Below are 18102 nucleotides of genomic sequence, written 5' to 3' on the forward strand. Positions count from 1 at the left end.
AAGGAAAACACGCCATGCCGTTTGCACAGATCTACCTCATCGAGGCCGAACCGAAGACCAGAAGCGCGCGCTGATCGAGAGGGTGACGAACGCGATCGTCGAAGCCGTCGGTGCCCCCAAGGAAAACGTGCGCGTGTGGCTGCACGACGTGCCCAAGGAGAACTGGGGCATCGCCGGGGTATCCGCGAAAGACCTCGGGCGCTAGCCGAGTTTCATCCACGTCTTGCGGGGTGGACATCTCGTTCGAAGCCTGCACCCGCGCGCACGGCTTTCGTCGCGAAAGAAAAGTCAGTAGCCGAGCGTCGCGGCCCCGGGGCGCCGCCCGCCGGCGCCGGAGGCCTGCTGGAAGGCCTGGGTGATCAGGCCCGTGGTGGTGCTCGCGAAATAGCGCGCACCCCACTGGGCATACTTCGCCTCGTCTTCCGGGGTGAGCGCGATCACGCCGCCGCAGTTGCCTGCGTCCCGGATCGCGCAGAGCGCGCGCTGAATCGCCGCCTCGACTTCGGGCGCCTTCCAGTTGTTGTCGAAGCCCATCGCATGCGACAGGTCGTTGGGGCCGACAAAGACCGCGTCCACGCCGGGGACCGCCGCGATCGCAGCCGCCTGCTCGACCGCCTCGGGCGTCTCGATCATCACGATCAGTGCCACGCCCGCGTTGCTGCGCTCGGTGTGCGCCACGCCGGGGAATGCACCGTAGCCGGCGGCACGGGGGCTGAACGCGCTGCCGCGCCTGCCCACGCGCGGGTATCGCACCTGCTGCACCAGGTCGCGTGCCTCCTCGGCACTGCCCACCATGGGGATCTGAACGCCGCTGGCGCCCATGTCGAGCACGCGCGAGATGTCGTGGCGCAGGCAGCGCACGACGGGCACGATGCCGCTCGAACGCGCGGCCCGCAGCATGTGCTCGGTGGTCTCGAGGTTGGCGCTGCCGTGCTCGTTGTCGAGAATGACGAAGTCGAAGCCCGCGTAGCCGCACATCTCGACGATGGCCGGGCTCGGCAGCGAATTGAACAGGCCGCGCAGGCGCTGGCCGCTCTTGAGCAGCGCGGGCAGGCGCGTGTCCAACGGGTGGTGGGGGTGGTCCATGGTTCGTTTGTCCTTCAATGGATGTCGTCGGCTTCGCGCATGGCGGCCTCGATCTTCGCCAGGCTGAAGCCGGCGGCGCGCGCGGCCGCCAGCAATGGTGCTTCCTTGCGCCGCACGAGGTCAATGCAGGCGGGAAGGGCCTGAAGACACTGCGGCGGGATGCATACCGCGCCGTGGCGGTCGGCGTGGATCAGATCGTCGTGCGCCACGCGCAGGCCGAATACTTCCACCGGCGTGCCGATGCTCTCGACGTGCACGAAGGCGTGCGAGGGGCCGATGCTGCCGGCCAGTATCGGAAAGCCGGGCGACAGGTCGCCCAGGTCGCGCACCGAGCCGTTGGTCAGCACACCGGCCACGCCCAGCCCTTCGTGCACGGCCGAGTTGACTTCGCCCCAGAACGAGCCGATGCCGGGACGCTCGTCCAGGTCCTGCATCACGACCAGCGTGGACACATCGTTCACCGGTGCCACGTGGCGGTAGTAGTCGAGGCGCAATTGCCGCATGTCGGCGTCGGGGCGACTGGACGGCTGCGCGGCCCGGATGCATGCCGTGCGCGCAAAGCCCAGCATGGGCGCCATCGGCCGCGGTGCGGCCACCAGCGTGCCGTGGGTGAAGCCTTGCGCGCTGCGCCCACCCATGGCGAGTTCGAGCGCATTGCAGATCGTGGGTGTGTCGACCGAGCGCAGCTTGCGGACCAGTTCCGCACTCAGCACGGATTTCACCGCGGCGGTGCTCATTCGAGCGTCACATGGTTGGTCTTGATGAGCTCGGCGAACTTCAGCGTTTCGTCCTGGATGAATTGGCGGAACGCCTGCGGCGTCATCGGCTTGGGCGTGAAGCCCTGCGCCGCCAGCCGCTCGACCACCGAAGGCGTGCGCAGCACCGCGACCACTTCGGCGTTGAGCCAGGTGACCACCGGCGCGGGCGTCGCGGCCGGCGCGAGCAGACCCAGCCAGGTGGCCGCCTCGAAGCCGGGCACGCCGGACTCGGCCAGTGTCGGCAAGTCAGGGGCGAGCGGGGAGCGCGTGGCGCTCGTCACGGCCAGCGCCTTGGCCTGGTTGTTCCTGGCAAAGGCAAGCGCGGTGGTCATGTTGTCGAACTGCATGTCGATCTGGTTGCCCGCCAGGTCGACCAGCGACTGGCTGCTGCCCTTGTACGGCACATGCACCGCCTTGCCGCCGATGCGGTTGAGGAACATCAGGGCCGTGAGGTGCTGCGAGGTGCCGTTGCCGCTCGATCCGTACGACACGGCATCGGGCTTCGCCTTGACGACCGCAACGAGCGACTTCACGTCGGTCGCGCCCGACTTGTTGCCCGCCAGCAGCACGAGCGGCGTACTGGCCAGTTCCGTCACGGGCGCGAAGTCCTTGTCGACGTTGTAGCCCAGCTTCTTCAGCAGCGTGGGGTTGACCGACAGCGCGGTCTGCGTGCCCAGCAGCAGCGTGTAGCCATCGGGCTTGGCGCGCGCGACGAACTCGGTGCCGATGCCGCCACCCGCGCCGGCCTTGTTGTCGACCACCACGGCCGTGCCCCAGCGCTTGCCGAGCTCTTCGGCCACCAGCCGCGCGACGATGTCGGTGGCGCCGCCAGGCGCGAAGGGCACCACGATGGTGACGCGGCCGGTCGCGGGGTAGCCGCCCGGGCCGGCGGCCGTCTGTGCCGCCGCGAGGTTGCCGATGCAGCCGGCGACGGCGATTGCCGCCAGCACGAGCTTGCGGCGAAGTTGTTTCACGGGTGTGTGTGTCATGGTGTCTTTCTCATTCGGCCTGGATGCCGGCATCCTTGATGACCTTGCCCCACTTCGCGATCTCCGATTGCTGGAACGCGGCGAAGGCCTCCGACGTGCGGCCGTCAGGCTCCACGCCAAGACCGCGCAGCTTTTCCTGCACATCGGGCATTGCAACGATGGCGGCGATCTCGCGCGCGAGCCGGTCGACCACGGGCTTGGGCGTGTGGGCAGGCACGAACACGCCCTGCCACGACTGCATCTCGAAGTTCGGCGCGCCCGCTTCGGCCAGCGTGGGTACGCCCGGCAGGCTGGCCAGGCGCTTGGCCGCCGTCACGCCGAGCACCTTCACGCGCTTGCCGTCGATCATGGGCCGCGCGGCGGCCACGGTCTCGAACACCATGTCAATCTGGCCGCCGACGAGGTCGACGATGGCCTGCGAGCCGCCCTTGTAGACGATCTGTCGCATGCGCGTGTGCGTGATGTTCTCGAACAACTGGCCCGACAGGTGCTGTGAGGTACCAGGGCCGGCGGTGCCGTAGGTGAGGCTGTCCGGCTTTGCCTTGAGCTCGGCGATGACCTGGGCCACCGAATTGAAGCGGCTGCCCTCTGGCACCACGAGCACGTTGCTCACCATGCCCACCAGGTTGACCGGCACGAAGTCCTTCACCGGGTCATAGCCCAGGTTCTTGTTGAAGAACGGATTGACCGCGTGCGTGGTGATGGTGCCGCCGATCACGGTGTAGCCATCCGCCGGCGCGCGCGCGACGGCCTGCGTGCCGACGATGCCGGACACGCCGGGCCGGTTGTCGATGATCACCGGCTGGCCCAGCCGTTCGCCCAGGTGCTGGGCCACCAGGCGAGCCACGCCGTCGGACACGCCGCCGGGGGAAAAAGGCACCACGTACTTGATCGGCTTGGTGGGCCAGGCGGCGGGCTGCGCGTGGGCGATGCCGGTTGCGCCGGCGAAGGCCAGCGCCGCCAGCATCGTGAGGCGGATTCGGGGGCTCATGGAAGATGTCTCCTTGGATGGAATTGGAATGGGATGTGTCCCGCTCAGGCGGGCTTCGAAACTCTTGTCTTGCGGCGCGCGGCGCGCACGGAGTCGCGCTCGACCACGCGGCAGGGAATCACCACGTTGCGCGGCTGCGCGTCGTCCTGCATTTGCTCGTGCAGCAGTTCGACCGTGGCCTCGACCATCGGCTCCACGCCCTGCACCACGGTCGTGAGGCGGTAGGCGCCCCAGGCTGCCTGCGGCACGTCGTCGAAACCGATCACGCTCACGTCGTCCGGCACGCGCAGGCCCAGTTCCTGGCGCAGCACGTCCATCACGGCGATCGCCATGTGGTCGTTGGCGACGAACACGGCGTCCGGGCGCTTCGTGGCCGGCACGCCGGCGAACATGGCACGCGCCGCGTCGCGCGCGCGCTCGAAGCTGTAGTGCCCGACTTCGCGGCGGAACACCGAAATGCCGGCCTGCGCGAGCGCCTCGTTGAAGCCGCGCTCGCGCTCGAGATTGGTCGACGATTTCTCCAGCCCCGCGAGAAACGCGATGCGCTTGTGGCCGCGCTCGAGCAGCAGCCGCGCCACCATGCGGCCGCCTTCGCGGTTGTCCGAGGTGACCGAGCTGGTGGTGTGTCGCGCGAAGGCGCTGATGTCGGGCACGCGGTTGAACAGCACCACCGGCACGCCCGAGTCGGCGCACTGGCGCGCAAGGTCGGGCGACAGCATGGCCGAGGCCATGACGATGCCGTCGATCTGGTATTGCAGGATCTCGTCGAGCACGCCGTCGGTCTCGTCGCCGTCGCTGATGAACATCAGCACGTGGTAGCCCTGCTTTTGCAGCTTCTGCGACAGCTTCTCGATCACCAGCGGGTAGAACTGGTTCTCCAGGTAGCCCATGACCAGCGCAATGATCCGGCTGCGCCGCGTGATCAGGCTGCGCGCCATGGCGTTGGGCCGGTAGCCCAGCGACTTGGCCGCGATCATCACGCGGGAACGCGTGTCCTCGGACACGCTGGCGCCCGGCGTGAAGGTGCGGCTCACGGCCGACTGCGACACGTTGGCCAGCCGGGCCACGTCCTGCGCGGTGGCGTTCGACCTCATGCCGCGCTCCAGCCGCCGTCGAGCATCAACGCGCTGCCGGTCATGAGACTGGAGGCTTCGCTGGCCAGGAACACCACCGCGCCCATGATTTCTTCCGTCTTCCCCAGGCGGCCCAGCGCGATGCGCTGCGTGACCCATCCGCGAAACGCGGGGTCGGCGAACATTCCGGCCGTCATCGCGGTCTCGATGAAGGTCGGGCAGATGGTGTTCACGCGAATGTCGGCGGGGCCCAGCTCCCAGGCCAGCGCCTTGGTCATGCCCTCGATCGCGTGCTTGCTCGCGCAGTAGAGCGTGCGGCGCGGGCTGCCGACCACGCCCATCTGCGACGAGATGGTGATGATCGAGCCCGGCAGCTTCGCCGCGAGCAGGCCGCGCGCCACCGCCCGTGTCACGTAGAGCGTGGCCTTCACGTTGAGGTCGAACACCGCGTCGATGTCCTCGTCCTGTGCGTCGACCAGCAGCTTGGGCCGGTTGAGGCCTGCGTTGTTCACGAGGACCTGGAACGCGGCGACCTTGCCCAGCGCGGCGGTCACGGCCGCCGAGTCGGTCACGTCGAGCACGAGGTGGTCGCAAGCACCGCCTTCGGCGCGGATCTGCGCGCAGGCTTCGCGCAGCTCGTTTTCCGAGCGTGCGGCCAGGGTGACGTGGGCGCCGGCACGCGCCAGCGCGGCCGCCGCGGCCAGGCCGATGCCACGGCCCGCGCCGGTGACCAGCGCGCGCTGGCCGTCGACCCGGAAGCTCGCAGAGCGGGGCAGCGCGTTCATCACGACAGCGCCGGCACCGGCTGGTACCACGGCACCTCAGCGCGCGTGCCGTAGCGGCGCACGCGCAGATTGGCCTGCTCGCCGTGGCCGGCGAAGTTCTCCATGTGGCACAGGCGCGAGCAGTACTCGCCCATGAGTGCGCTGGCCTCGTCGGTCAGCACCTTCTGGTAGGTGCAGGTCTTCAGGAACTTGCCGACCCACAGGCCGCCGGTGTAGCGCGCGTTGCGGTTGGTGGGCAGCGTGTGGTTGGTGCCGATCACCTTGTCGCCGAAGCTCACGTTGGTGCGCGGTCCGAGGAACAGCGCGCCGTAGTTGGTCATGTGCGCAAGGAAGTAGTCGGGGTCGCGCGTGAGCACCTGCACGTGCTCGAAGGCCAGCTCGTTGGCTTTCTCCAGCATTTCTTCCTGGGTGTCGCAGACGATCACCTCGCCGTACTCGGCCCAGCTCACGGCGGCGATGGCGGCGGTGGGCAGCACCTTCAGCTGGCGTTCGATCTCGGCCATGGTGTCGTGCGCGAGCTGCTCGCTCGTGGTCAGCAGGATGGCGGGCGACGTGGGGCCGTGCTCGGCTTGCCCCAGCAGGTCGACGGCGCACATCTCGCCGTCGGCGGAGTCGTCGGCGATCACCAGCGTCTCCGTCGGACCGGCGAACAGGTCGATGCCCACGCGGCCGTACAGCTGGCGCTTGGCTTCGGCCACATACATGTTGCCCGGGCCCACCAGCATGTCGACCGGGGCGATGGTCTGGGTGCCCACGGCCATGGCCACCACGGCCTGCACGCCGCCCAGCACCAGGATTTCGTCGGCGCCCGCCATGGCCATGGCGGTCACGATGGCCGGATGGGGCGCGCCTGGTACGGCGGCGCGGTGGCCACCACGCGCTTCACGCCGGCGACCTTGGCGGTCAGCACGCTCATGTGCGCCGAGGCAAGCAGCGGATACTTTCCGCCGGGGATGTAGCAGCCCACCGCATCCATCGGGATGTTGCGATGGCCCAGGATGACGCCGGGATGCGTCTGGACTTCCACGTCTTTCATCGAGTCGCGCTGGATCTGCGCGAAGTTGCGCACCTGCTTCTGCGCGAAGGCGATGTCCTCGATCTCGCGCGCGGACAGGCTCTTGCGCGCCTTCTCGATGGCATCGCGGGAGAGCCGGAAGTCCGCGGGGTTCCAGTTGTCGAACTGCCGGCTGTAGTCGCGCACGGCGGCGTCGCCGCGTGCTTCGACGTCCTTGATGATGCCTTCGACGGTGGCACGCACCTTGGCATCGTCATCGGCTCGGACTTGCACGTCCTTGCCGCGCTTGAGGTATTTGATCATCGGGTGTTCCCAGTGGTTTGGCGTTGCATACGAATGCAATGTCAAAGCCTTGCATGCGTATGCAAATAGGGAAAACCCTGTGTCGCCGGCATGCCCGCGCGGGATCAAGAACGCCTGGTGACCGCGCGTCGCCGTGCCCTCACGGGGTCGATGCGCCTGCCGGATGCGACCACATGCGGCCGCACCTTCGCGCCATCACACCGCCGTGGTGCGCGCGATCGCCTCTTGCATCGGCATGACCGACGCGTATTTCTGCGCCATGTCGAAGAGGTTCGCATCGTGCGGCCCGATCGCCCGGTCCCCCACGCAGTCCGAAACCACCAGCGGCATGAAGCCCGACTGCATCGCATCGACCACGCTGGCGCGCACGCATCCGCTGGTGACGCAGCCGGCCACGACCAGCGTCCGCACGCCGCGTTGCGCGAGCCAGGGCGCGAGCATGGTGCCGAAGAAGGCCGACGGCGTGCTCTTGCGCACGACGTATTCGCCGGGCGCGGGCGCCAGTTCGGCCACGATGGCGCTGTCATGGCTGTCCTCCTTGAGGGTGAGCATGCCGGGCACCTTCAGGCAGAACACGTTGCTGTCGGCATCGTCGTCGGAAAACACGATGCGGCTGTGCGCAACGGGCCACTTCGACGCCCGTGCATGCGCCAGCAGCTCGGTGGTCCTGGCGATGGCCTGCGGGATGTTGCCGCCGCCGAACACCGCCGGGTTCGCGAAGCCGTTGACGAAGTCGATGATCAGCAGGCCGAAGGGCGCCTTCAGCGGCAGCGGCGTGCCGAAGCCCTGCCGGGCGTAGGCCGAGATGTCGCCCGGCACGCCGGCCGTTGTTGCGATGACGTCGCTGGCGTCGATGGCGTCGATGGCGTTGGTGGTCGGATGGGTCATGCGAGCCTCCCGCGCGCCGCGGCATGCGCCAGGCCTTGCGCGTCTTGCACGACGCCTTCGATCACCGTGGCCTGGCCGTCGAGCCTGACGGTGCAGCGGCGCATCGGAATGTCGATATGGCAGGCGGTGGTGCGATGCCCGCCGGCTTCGTTGTTCGGGCCCATCGACCAGAGGAAATTGCCCTCGAAGGCCCGGGCGTCCATGCCGATGTGCGTCTCCTTGTCGTAGTGCGCGAGCATCGACCAGTGCGCGCGCGGTTGCAGCCCCCAGCCGATGTGCGAGACGGCATAGGCCTCGGGGTCTTCGTACGACGCCATGTATTCCTTCAGCAGGTCGCCCTGCAGGCCGCCTTCTATGGCGACCACGTAGCCGTTCTTGATCTCCAGGCGGATGGGTTCGGTCGCGTACTCTTTCATGGGCAGCAGGATGTCGCCGCGGTCGAGCACGACAACGCCGTTGCTGCGGCCCTCGTTCGGCCACGTCAGCACGAAGCCGCTGGGCCAGTGGTCCCAGCGGCCGGGCTCGTCGACGAAGCCGTACTCGCGGATGGCGGGGAATTCGCCGAGCTCGCAGCGCAGGTCGGTGCCTGCGGCCGACGTGACATGGAAGCGCGTGGCCGCCTCGATGAGCTTCGACGCCGCCGTGACCCGCGCGCGATCGGCCTCGGTCGGCACGAGGCGGCAGAGCACCTCGGGCGGCTCCACCGCGAGCAGGATCCTGGCGCCCGCCGCCAGAATTTCGTGCTGCTCCGGGGAGAACAGCAAGGTCATCAGGTCCAGCACGAGGTGGCTGGCCTTGAGCGCGGCAATGGCCGCGGGGTTGCCCGTGAGAGGCGTGGTGCCCAGGTAGGCGAGGGCGTCGCGGCTGAGTGATTTTTCGGCGTTCACCGGCGGCAGGTCCAGCCGGTTCACGCGCGCGCCGAATTCGCTTGCCGCGGCAATCGCGCAGCGCAGCGTCTGCGCGTTGGTGTCGGCGCCGGTCAGCACGGTCACCACCTGGCCGGCCTCCAGTCGGGAGAGGGTCAGGACCTGTCGCCAGGCTTTGATCAGATCGATGTCGCTGACGGACATGGGATGCTCCTTTGCGTTGAATGCGGCGTCGTGCGTCAGGCCAGCGCGTGGCCCAGGAAATCGCCGAAGGCTTCATGGAAGCCTTGCTCGTTGTCCCAGGGGATCATGTGGCCCGCATCCGCGACGCGCGTGTGCAGGGTCTGGGGCGCAAGGGCTTGCCACTCGGCCACGTCCTCGTCGCGCACCACGTCGCGCGCGCGGCGGTCATCAGCAGCAGCGGCGTGCGCACGCGGGCCAGGTCGGCATGGATGTCGTCCTTGCCGAAGTCCTCGAAGCTGCGCACGATCGCGGGCTCGAAGCAGGTGTGCAGCCATTGCGCGCGCAGCTGCAGTTGCGCGTCGGTCCAGGTCGGGCAGAAGGCGCGCATGTCTTGCGCGCTCATGCCCCGCGTGGCCAGCCGGATCGAGTCCACATACCAGGGGAGCCTGGCCGGGTAGGCGCGGCGGCCCGGGCCGGACACCGGCGGATCGACGGCGACCAGGCGCGTGAGGCCCGCAGGTTCGCGGCTCGCCGCCCGCACGCCGATGCGCGCGCCCATCGAGTGGCCGACCAGCGCGTAGCGCGAAAGCCCCAGCGCCTGGGCGACGGCGATCACGTCCGAGGCTTGGGCGTCCAGGCCGTAGTCCAGGTCGGGGCCCGACGACGACAGGCCGCGTCCGCGCACGTCGAGCACGTAGGTGTCGAAGTGGCGACCCAGCCGTTCGGCCACGAAGCCCCAGGTCGCGGCCGGGCTGGTGATGCCGGGGATCAGGATCACGGCGTCGCGGCCGGCGCGCTCGCCCTGCGCGCCGCCGTAGCGAAGAACGTGCTGGCGGATGCCGTTGGCGTGCAGCTGCAGGCCGTGCTGGAAAGTGGTTGGCATGGCGAACGTTCCCCCGGGGTCAGGCCGCCTGGCGCGGATAGGCGCCCGACAGCAGCGCGCCGGCGCCGGGCACCACCGGGTCCAGGCCCAGTGCGTCGAGGATGGCGTAGGTGGTGGCGATGGACGCGGTGAGCACAGGCTTGCCGGTCTGCGCCTCGACCTGCGACACGGCGGCCAGCGAAGGCATCTGCACGCAGGCCGACAGCACGATCACGTCGGCGTCCGCGTAGTTCATGCCGGCGACGATGCCCGGCAGCTTCGCGGGGTCGTGCCGGCCCACGTCGAGGTTGTCCGGGATCTCGAGGGCGCGCCAGTCGACGATCTCGAAGCCTTCGTTGGCGATGTAGTCCATCACCAGCTGCGTGAGCGGAATCATGTAGGGCGCGACCAGCGCGATCTTGCGGGCCTTCATGACCTTGAGCGCATCCACCAGCGCGCCCGCGCTCGTGATGACGGGCGCGGCGGAATCGTTGGACGCCGTGCGCTGCGTGAGCCGCTGCTGCGACACGCGGTGGTAGCCGCGCCCCATGGCCATGATTGCCACGAGGCAGGCGTAGCCCAGCACGTCCATGCGCGCGTCGCTGAGTTCGAGCGCGCACCGGTCGCTTTCCGCGTCCATGGCGGCCAGTTCTTCCTTCTGGACCTTCTTCATGCGCATGCGGCTGGAGTGGAAGGTGAACTGGTCGTTCGGGCGAAGCCGCGAGTGCGCCCGCAGCATGGCGGGCACCTCGGTCTCCATGGTGGTGTTGGAACTCGGAACGATCTGTCCGATGCGATAGGTCTTGGTCACGGTGTTGCTCCTGTAGTGGCGATATAAAGCGTATACGCTCAATATAAGCGATGAGGATGACGCACGCAACCGGCTGATCTATCTTCTTGGCAATCGTGTTCTATAGCTGTAGTGGCTGATTTATCGGTGTTGTTAGGGTAATCGATAGGTCGATGGAAGACCGTGTCTCGTTGACAAATAAAGTGTGTACACTTTAAATACGCCCACTTTGAATTCCACGGGAATTCGCCTCGTCACCGGGTCATTCCCTTTCCCGACTGCAACACCTTGTCAACCCACAGGACAGAACAGATGTCAAAAACTCCCCGTATCGCCGTCATCGGCGCAGGCCTGGGCGGCGCGTCGGCCGCCGCGCTGCTGCTGCAAGATGGATTCGACGTTCGCGTCTACGAACAGGCGCCTTCGTTCGCCCGCCTGGGCGCCGGCATCCACGTCGGGCCCAATGTCATGAAAATCATGCGTCGCATCGGCATCGAGGACGTGATGAACGCGCAGGGCTCACACCCCGAGTGCTGGTACAGCCGGCACTGGGAAACCGGCGATGTGCTGGCCCGCATTCCGCTCGGCGCGCATGCTGTGAAGGAATACGGCGCGAGCTACCTCACCGTGCATCGCGGCGACTTCCACGCGTTGCTGATGAAGGCGCTGCCTTCGTCGGCCGTTGCGTTCGGCAAGTTCCTCACCAGGATCGAAGACCTCGGCCACGTGGTGCGAATGGAGTTCGCGGACGGCTCGGTCGAAGAGGCCGACCTCGTGATCGGCGCGGACGGCGTCAACTCGCGCATCCGCGAAGAGCTGCTGGGCCACGAGCCGCCCAAGTACGCGGGCTACCTCGCGCACCGCGCCGTGTTCCCGACGCCGGCCGTCAAGGCGGGCATGCTGCCCTTCGACGCCTGCGTGAATGGTGGAGCGAAGACTGCCACATGATGACCTACTTCGTTACGGCCAGGCAGGACGAGATCTACTACGTGACCGGCGTGCCCGCCACCGAATGGAACCTGAACGACCGCTGGCTGCCGAGCAGCAAGGAAGAGATGCGCGAGATCTACAAGGGCTGGCACCCCACCGTGCAGGCGCTGGTGGAAGGCACGGTCGAGGTGACCAAGTGGTCGCTGCTGGAGCGCGACCCGCTTCCGCTGTGGAGCCGTGGGCGCATGGCGCTGCTCGGCGATGCCTGCCACCCCATGAAGCCGCACATGGCCCAGGGCGCTGCCATGGCCATCGAGGACGCCGCGATGCTCGTGCGCTGCTTCAAGGAAGTGGGCGCGGAGCACCACGCGCAGGCCTTTGCGCTCTACGAGGCGAACCGCGCGGCGCGCGCCAGCAAGGTGCAGCGCATTTCGCACGAGAACACCTGGCTGCGCACCAACGAAGACCCCGCATGGTGCTTCGGCTACGACGTGTTCAGCGTGCCGCTGGTCGATGCCGGCGCCAAGACGCCCGTGGCGGCCTGAACCCAAGTCTTCCTTCGAACATCGGTGGCATGCCTGCACCGGATGCAGCCGGACAAGCCCAGCCCCTCAACAACGCTTCCAACCAAGACAAGCAAACCATGGCCTCACCTTCCATCACCATCGAGCAGGGAATCCGAGACGCCGGTGTCGGCCGATTCCAGTACCGGCTCTTCGTCATCTTCGGGCTGGTCTGGCTCGCGGACGCGATGCAGGTGCTGTCGATCGGGTTCTCCGCGCCCTCCATCGCCAAAACCTTCGGCATCACCGTGCCGCAGGCGCTGCAGACCGGCACGCTGTTCTTCGTGGGCATGTTGATCGGCGCGTTCGCCTTCGGCCGGCTGGCGGACCGCATCGGGCGGCGGCCCGTGCTGATGATCGCGGTGGTGATCGACGCCATGTGCGGCGTGGCCTCGTCCTTCGCGCCCGAGCTGGGGTGGCTGCTGGTGCTCCGCTTTCTCACGGGCATCGGCGTGGGCGGGACGCTGCCGGTCGACTACACCATGATGGCGGAGTTTCTGCCCGCCGACCGTCGAGGGCGCTGGCTCGTGCTGCTCGAGTCGTTCTGGGCGGTGGGCACCATCTGCCTGGCCGTGCTGGCGCTGGTCGCGCTCTCGCACGGCGACGACGCATGGCGCACGATCTTCTTCGTCACCGGCATTCCCGCGCTGGTGGGCGTGGTGCTGCGCTTCTATGTGCCCGAGTCGCCGATGTTCCTCAACATGGCCGGGCGCCCCGAAGAGGCGCGCGCGGTGCTGCAGCGCGTGGCCAAGGCCAACGGCGTGACGGCGCGCATCGGCCAGCTGCAGCCGCAGCAGATGCCGCGCAAGTCCGTCTTCGCGCTGTTCTCGCATGGCCTGCGGCGACGCAGCATCTGCCTGCTGGTCGCGTGGATGCTCATCTCCATCGCCTACTACGGCGTGTTCGTCTACCTGCCCGTGAAGCTGGCCGGGCAGGGCTTCTCGTTCATGCGCGGCCAGGTCTTTCTCATTTGGCTGGCCGTCGTGCAACTGCCGGGTTTTGCGCTGTCCGCCTACGGTGTCGAGCGCTGGGGCCGCAAGCCCACGCTGATCGGCTTTCTTGTTCTCAGCGCGGCCGGTTGCCTGCTGTACAGCCTGGGCGAGTCGACGGTGGTGGTGGTCGGCTCGACGCTGCTCATGAGCTTCTCGCTGCTGGGCACCTGGGGCGCGCTCTATGCCTTCACGCCGGAGGTCTACCCGACCGACCTGCGCGCCAGCGGCATGGGCATGGCCGGCGCGATGGCGCGGCTGGGTGGGCTCTTTGCACCCGCGCTGGTGGCGCCGGTCATGGCCAGCCACTTCACGCTGTCGCTGCTGCTGCTCTCCACGTTCCTGGTGGTGTCCGCGTTCACCATCGGCATGGTGGACGTGGAGTCGCGCAATCGCGCGCTGGATTGAGGCGCCCGGTCTTTTGCTTTCGCCGCCATGGGGGGTGGCCGGCCGATTCGCGGATACCATTTGAAATTTCAAGCTGTACCGCCGTGACTGAATCCGCTTCCTCCGTGCCACGCGACGATCACTACGACTTCTCGGCGCAGGTCGGCCACCTGCTGCGGCGCGCGTACCAGGCGCACGTCTCCATCTTCCAGCAGCTGATTCCGGATTCGCAACTGACCGCCGCGCAGTTCGTGGCACTGTGCGCCGTGCGCGACAGCTCTCCGTGCTCGCTCAATGACGTCGTGCGAGCGACGGCGATCGACCAGGCAACGGCCCGAGGGGTGGTCGACCGGTTGAAGGCCCGCGAGCTGCTGGCGGTGTCTCCGGACCCGGAAGACGGCCGCAAGGTCTTGATCCAGCTGACGAAGGAAGGGCAACGCCTCGTCGACCGGATGATCCCTTCCGCACGGCAGATCAGCGAAGCGACCTTCGGCGCTCTCAATCCGGCGGAGCGCGTTGCCATCATCTATTTGCTCGAGAAGATGAGCAGCCCGGGTCCGGACGACGCGGCGAAGGGCTGAGCCGCCAGCGCCAGGCCGTGCCGAGCCGGCGCTTCGTGTGTGTGCATGTTGGGGGGCGACAGTGGCCGGCATCGAGGCGGTCCCCTGAGCGGTTTTTTTTCTCCCTGGTCTCTACCTCTACCAGCGCCGAACCACTGTCGAGACGCAGTGTGCGCGACCCAGGTGAAGTCGCGGCGAAGTCCATGTGGAAGTTCCGTGAAGCGATACCGGTCGTCTTGCCCGGCGCGACTCCCGTCCGGCCTCGGGGCGCCGTGTCGTTCGTGGGAACACCCCGCGCGCGCGTCGGCTTCGCGGCTTGCCATACAGTCGCGCGTCATCGGCCAGTGGCGCCGATGCGTTCTTCTCCGACGACGCACTGACGCAACCCCACCATGTCTTCACGCTCCATTCCGAACATCGACCGCTTTCCCCGGCTCTCCCTGCTCGACGGGCCCACGCCCATCCAGCGGATGGCGGGGCTGGAGGCGCACCTGGGCGCGTCGCTGCGCGGCGTGCGGCTTTTCGTGAAACGCGACGACCACATGTCGCTCGGCGGTGGCGGCAACAAGCTGCGCAAGCTCGAGTACCTGTTCGGCGAGGCCGCGAGCGAGAAGGCCGACACCGTCATCACCGTCGGCGGCCTGCAGTCGAACCACGCACGCCTTACGGCGGCGGCCGCCGCGCGCGCCGGCATGGCCTGCGAACTGGTGCTCGGGCGGCCCGTGCCGCGCGACGACGTCGACTACGAGCGCAACGGCAACATGCTGCTCAACGACATCCTCGGTGCGACCCTGCACACGCTGCCGGCGGGGGCCGACACCATGGCCGTCGCCCAGGCGCGCGCCACCGAGTTGCGCGCCAAGGGCCGCCGCGTCTACGTCGCGCCGCTGGGCGGATCGACCGCGGTGGGCGCGCTGGGCTATGCGCGCTGCGCCGCCGAGATCGTGCAGCAGGCCGAAGCCCTCGGCGGGCTCGACTTCACGAAGGTCGTGCTCGCCAACGGCAGCAGCGGCACGCATGCCGGCCTGGCCGCGGGCTTTCGCGCGCTCGGCAGGCCGGCATCGACCGTGCGCTCTTTCTCCACGCTGCTGGCCGGTGAAGATGCGCGCGGCAAGACGCGCGAACTGACGGCCGCCACGCTCGCATTGCTGGGCCTGGACGCCACGCTGAGCGATGCCGACATCGAAGTCGACGGCACGCACCGCGGCCCGGGCTACGGCATTCCGACCGACGCGATGATCGACGCCGTGAAGACGCTCGCCAGAACCGAAGGCCTGCTGCTCGACCCCGTGTACTCCGGCAAGGCTTTCGGCGGCTTGCTGGCCGATGTGAAGGCCGGGCGCTATGCGGCCGGCGCCAACGTGCTGTTCGTCATGACCGGTGGCGCGCCGGGCCTGTACGCCTACCGCCGCGTGTTCAACCCGGCCGAAGAAGAAGAATGAAGGCGGCTTACTTGAGCGCCGCCGCGATCTCCTGCCTGTCGCTGCTGCGCGTCGCGTTCTCGTAGGCGGTCTTGCCGCTGGCGTCCTTGGCGTCGCGCTTCGCGCCCAGTGCGAGCAGCGCCTTCACGCCTTCGAGGTTGCGGCCCTCCACCGCCATGTGCAGCGGCGTCCAGCCCTGGAAGTCGCCCTTGGCGTCGATGTTGGCGCCTTGCTTGGCGAGCAGGTCGATCAGCTCGGCGGAGCCGTCGTAGGCGGCTGTGTGGATGGGGTACCAGCCTTCGTCCGTCTTCAGGTTCACGTCGGCGCCGCAGGCCAGCATCTTCTTCACGAGGTCGATTTTTTTCTTGGCCACCGCGTGGGAGAAATTGGTGTCGCCGCCGATGTCCTTGGCCGAAGGCGCGAGCTTCTTGCACTCGGCGGCGCCGGGTTTGTTGGCCGGCTCGGCGGCGAGCGTGGCGCTGGCCGCAAGGCCGAGCAAGACGGCGGCAATGGCTTGCAGCGTGCGTTGATGTCTGGGGTGTTTCATGGATCCGGTCCTCCTTGTTGTCGATGAGATTTGCCGGCGCGTTGCAACGAATAGCAAGCGTCGGACCCGCGCGAATATAACGAGGCGCCGCGCCCTCGATTGCGCTACAAAAGTCGTCCCCGAATCGCATGCGTACGTTGCTTAATTCTTTCTGATTCAAACCCGTGGGAGAAGAAATTAAATCCGGCCTTCAGCCCGAAAAATCGTCGTCCTCTCCGGCTCCGGCGTGAGCGCCGAAAGCGGCCTGCCGACGTTCCGCGATGCCAAGGGCCTGTGGAACACCTATGCCTGGCAAGAGCTCGCCAGCCCCGAAGGCTGGCGCCAGCACCCCGAGGCGGTGCTGGCCTTCTACAACGAGCGCCGGCAGAAAGCGTGGCAGGCGCAGCCGAACGCCGCGCACATCGCCATCGCGTCGCTCGAGCAGGCGTATGAGGTGGTCATCGTCACGCAGAACGTCGATGCGCTTCATGAGCGCGCGGGCTCGCGCCACGTGGTGCACCTGCACGGCCAGCTCGCGTACGTGCGCGGCTCGGCCGGCGCGCAGCCCAGGCGCTATTGCGTCGAGGGCAACCCGATCGAGATCGGGCAGCTCTGCGAAGATGGCACGCAGCTGCGGCCCGACATCGTGTGGTTCGGCGAAGCCGTCGAGAACTTCGAGGCGGCCCAGGCGCATGTGGAGAGCGCGGCGCGCGTGCTGGTGGTGGGCACGTCGCTCACCGTGAACCCGGCCGCGTCGCTGGTGCGGTATGCGAACCGCGAAGCGCAGAAGGTGCTGGTCGCGCTGGACATGGAAGACGTGCCGCGCGGCTTCACGTTTCTGCAGGGCAGGGCGACCGATGTCGTGCCCGCGCTGGTGGCGAAGTGGCTGGGCGAGGCGCAAGGCGCCCGGCTGCGTTAGCGCCTTGGCGCGCGCGAGCGCGAGCTATCGGGACGATGGTTCGGTAAAAGTCGTGTCGTGCCCGGTGCCGTTCCGATGCGCCGTGCGCACAGCTACGCGGTGGCGTCGAACGCCTCGTGGTACTTCACATCGCCCGTCGCCCACTCGCCGCTGAAGCAGATCGCCTGAAAGTATTCCGCGGGCACGCCCGGCAACGTCAGCCCCGGCCGCACCACGAACCCGAAGCGCCCGTAGTAGGCCGGGTCGCCCAGCAACACGCAGCCTGCCGCGCCGGCTTCGCGCAGGCGTTGCAGCGCACGCTGCATCAGCGTTGCTCCGATGCCTTGCCCCTGCCGGTCGGGCGCCACCGAGATCGGCCCCAGCCCGTACCAGCCGCGCGCGCCCGAAGAAACGGACACCGGCGACACCGCCACATGCCCCACGATGTCTTCGCCCTTCAATGCGACCAGCGACAGCGTGAGCTGCCCCGTGCGCCGCAGCGCGTCGACGATGAATTGCTCGGTGTGGCTCGTGTGCGGCGCGTTCGCGAAAGCGGCGGCCGTCAGCTGCGCGATGGCTGCCGCGTCGGCGGGCAGCTCGTCGCGAACCTGCGGCTCGGGGGCCATGCGGCGCTGGGTGGAGGTGTGGCTGCTGTGCAGCACGTCCTTGGGTTTTTCGATGTTCATCGCGGGAGATCGTAGGCAGGCGGGGTGGTGATGTCCACGCTTGAAATATGCGCGGCATGGCTTGTAGTGGATGCGCTTGTCATTCGGGCTGCTTACTTGATGGGGGTGATCGATGCGGGAAAGATCAGCACGTCTGTCTGGTGGTTGCCGTTGTCCGAATGGAAGAGCTTGCCGGTGACCCTGACCGTTTGTCCCTTGAGACGCTTGAACGCCAACATGTTCTTTTCGTCGAGTGCCATGTGCAGCAGCACCACGTTTTTCTCGGCGGGCCAGTCGCGCGGCTCGTCTTCTGGAGCGGAGATGGGCTTGGCGAGCCGTATCGCGGGGAACTTGAGCTTCGCGCCGTCGGGTGTCATGCCGTCTGCGGAGAGCAGCGTGCCTTGCAACGTGACGATGGCGGGTTCGTAGGCGAGGGGCTTCGCGGTTGCGAGCGAAGCGGTGAGTGCGAAGGCCAGGGCGATGAGTGCGCGAGTCATTGGGGCAAGGCTGGTGAGGTCAAGGTGGAAGCAATGGACGTGTCTTGCATGGCGAATTTCTCATACTGGATTCGTGA

Annotated in this window: 16 protein-coding genes and 4 pseudogenes; 6 read left to right on the forward strand and 14 right to left on the reverse strand. The window is 67.7% G+C overall.

The window, feature by feature from the left end:
• Positions 1-14: 14 nt before the first annotated feature.
• Positions 15-205, forward strand: a pseudogene (locus BMG07_RS15165) (2-hydroxymuconate tautomerase).
• Between the two features lie 83 nt (positions 206-288).
• Here BMG07_RS15165 and BMG07_RS15170 read toward each other — a convergent pair.
• The 11 genes and pseudogenes from BMG07_RS15170 to BMG07_RS15220 form a co-directional block, all read right to left on the reverse strand.
• Positions 289-1086 (reverse strand): HpcH/HpaI aldolase/citrate lyase family protein, encoded by a 798-nt coding sequence (locus BMG07_RS15170; RefSeq protein ID WP_198085271.1) that lies wholly within the window; start codon positions 1084-1086, stop codon positions 289-291.
• Positions 1087-1100: 14 nt separating this feature from the next.
• Entirely contained in the window at positions 1101-1823 is a 723-nt protein-coding gene (locus BMG07_RS15175; protein WP_269759001.1) for an RraA family protein, read from the reverse strand.
• Positions 1820-2818 carry a tripartite tricarboxylate transporter substrate binding protein gene (locus BMG07_RS15180; RefSeq protein WP_307866971.1) on the reverse strand — a complete coding sequence of 333 codons (999 nt, stop codon included), beginning with the start codon at positions 2816-2818 and terminating at the stop codon, positions 1820-1822. Before BMG07_RS15180 ends, BMG07_RS15175 begins: the two co-directional genes overlap by 4 nt.
• A 25-nt stretch (positions 2819-2843) precedes the next feature.
• Positions 2844-3824 (reverse strand): tripartite tricarboxylate transporter substrate binding protein, encoded by a 981-nt coding sequence (locus BMG07_RS15185; RefSeq protein WP_198085273.1) that lies wholly within the window; start codon positions 3822-3824, stop codon positions 2844-2846.
• A gap of 44 nt (positions 3825-3868) precedes the next feature.
• Positions 3869-4918: a LacI family DNA-binding transcriptional regulator gene (locus BMG07_RS15190; RefSeq protein WP_198085274.1), complete on the reverse strand. Its 1050-nt coding sequence runs from the start codon at positions 4916-4918 to the stop codon at positions 3869-3871.
• Positions 4915-5682: an SDR family NAD(P)-dependent oxidoreductase gene (locus BMG07_RS15195; RefSeq protein WP_198085275.1), complete on the reverse strand. Its 768-nt coding sequence runs from the start codon at positions 5680-5682 to the stop codon at positions 4915-4917. The genes BMG07_RS15190 and BMG07_RS15195 overlap by 4 nt, the downstream gene beginning before the upstream one ends.
• Positions 5682-7000: pseudogene (hisD, locus tag BMG07_RS15200) on the reverse strand (histidinol dehydrogenase). Before hisD ends, BMG07_RS15195 begins: the two are co-directional and overlap by 1 nt.
• A gap of 195 nt (positions 7001-7195) precedes the next feature.
• On the reverse strand, positions 7196-7888 hold the full coding sequence (locus BMG07_RS15205; protein ID WP_198085276.1) for an isochorismatase family protein: 693 nt from the start codon (positions 7886-7888) through the stop codon (positions 7196-7198).
• Positions 7885-8958 (reverse strand): 2,5-dihydroxypyridine 5,6-dioxygenase, encoded by a 1074-nt coding sequence (locus tag BMG07_RS15210; protein WP_198085277.1) that lies wholly within the window; start codon positions 8956-8958, stop codon positions 7885-7887. The genes BMG07_RS15205 and BMG07_RS15210 overlap by 4 nt, the downstream gene beginning before the upstream one ends.
• A gap of 35 nt (positions 8959-8993) precedes the next feature.
• A pseudogene (locus BMG07_RS15215) lies at positions 8994-9820 on the reverse strand (alpha/beta fold hydrolase).
• A 19-nt stretch (positions 9821-9839) separates the two neighbouring features.
• The gene (locus BMG07_RS15220; protein WP_307866972.1) at positions 9840-10610 is read right to left on the reverse strand and encodes an Asp/Glu racemase; all 771 of its coding nucleotides are present in this window, start codon (positions 10608-10610) and stop codon (positions 9840-9842) included.
• Between the two features lie 291 nt (positions 10611-10901).
• Between BMG07_RS15220 and BMG07_RS15225 the strand changes: the two are divergent.
• From BMG07_RS15225 to BMG07_RS15240, 4 genes and pseudogenes are all read left to right on the forward strand, one after another.
• Positions 10902-12064: pseudogene (locus BMG07_RS15225) on the forward strand (FAD-dependent monooxygenase).
• Positions 12065-12162: 98 nt separating this feature from the next.
• Complete coding sequence (locus BMG07_RS15230) at positions 12163-13479, forward strand: MFS transporter (RefSeq protein WP_198085278.1); 1317 nt, start codon at positions 12163-12165, stop codon at positions 13477-13479.
• 104 nt (positions 13480-13583) lie between these two features.
• A complete protein-coding gene (locus BMG07_RS15235; protein WP_307866973.1) occupies positions 13584-14039 on the forward strand; it encodes a MarR family winged helix-turn-helix transcriptional regulator in 456 nt (151 codons plus the stop codon).
• 371 nt (positions 14040-14410) lie between these two features.
• Positions 14411-15460 carry a D-cysteine desulfhydrase family protein gene (locus BMG07_RS15240; RefSeq protein WP_198085280.1) on the forward strand — a complete coding sequence of 350 codons (1050 nt, stop codon included), beginning with the start codon at positions 14411-14413 and terminating at the stop codon, positions 15458-15460.
• Positions 15461-15467: 7 nt separating this feature from the next.
• On the opposite strand, the gene BMG07_RS15245 is transcribed toward BMG07_RS15240, so the two are convergent.
• Positions 15468-15986, reverse strand: coding sequence for an ankyrin repeat domain-containing protein (locus BMG07_RS15245; RefSeq protein WP_198085281.1), 519 nt, complete (start codon positions 15984-15986; stop codon positions 15468-15470).
• Between the two features lie 226 nt (positions 15987-16212).
• On the opposite strand from BMG07_RS15245, the gene BMG07_RS15250 reads away from it, so the two are divergent.
• Positions 16213-16884, forward strand: coding sequence for a Sir2 family NAD-dependent protein deacetylase (locus tag BMG07_RS15250; protein WP_307866974.1), 672 nt, complete (start codon positions 16213-16215; stop codon positions 16882-16884).
• A 92-nt stretch (positions 16885-16976) separates the two neighbouring features.
• Here BMG07_RS15250 and BMG07_RS15255 read toward each other — a convergent pair whose 3' ends face one another.
• Positions 16977-17489, reverse strand: coding sequence for a GNAT family N-acetyltransferase (locus BMG07_RS15255; RefSeq protein WP_198085296.1), 513 nt, complete (start codon positions 17487-17489; stop codon positions 16977-16979).
• 152 nt (positions 17490-17641) lie between these two features.
• Entirely contained in the window at positions 17642-18025 is a 384-nt protein-coding gene (locus BMG07_RS15260; RefSeq protein WP_198085282.1) for a DUF4431 domain-containing protein, read from the reverse strand.
• Positions 18026-18102 lie beyond the last annotated feature (77 nt).

The sequence above is a fragment of the Variovorax sp. E3 genome, assembly GCF_016082275.1.
In the GTDB taxonomy this organism is placed as follows: Bacteria; Pseudomonadota; Gammaproteobacteria; order Burkholderiales; family Burkholderiaceae_C; genus Variovorax.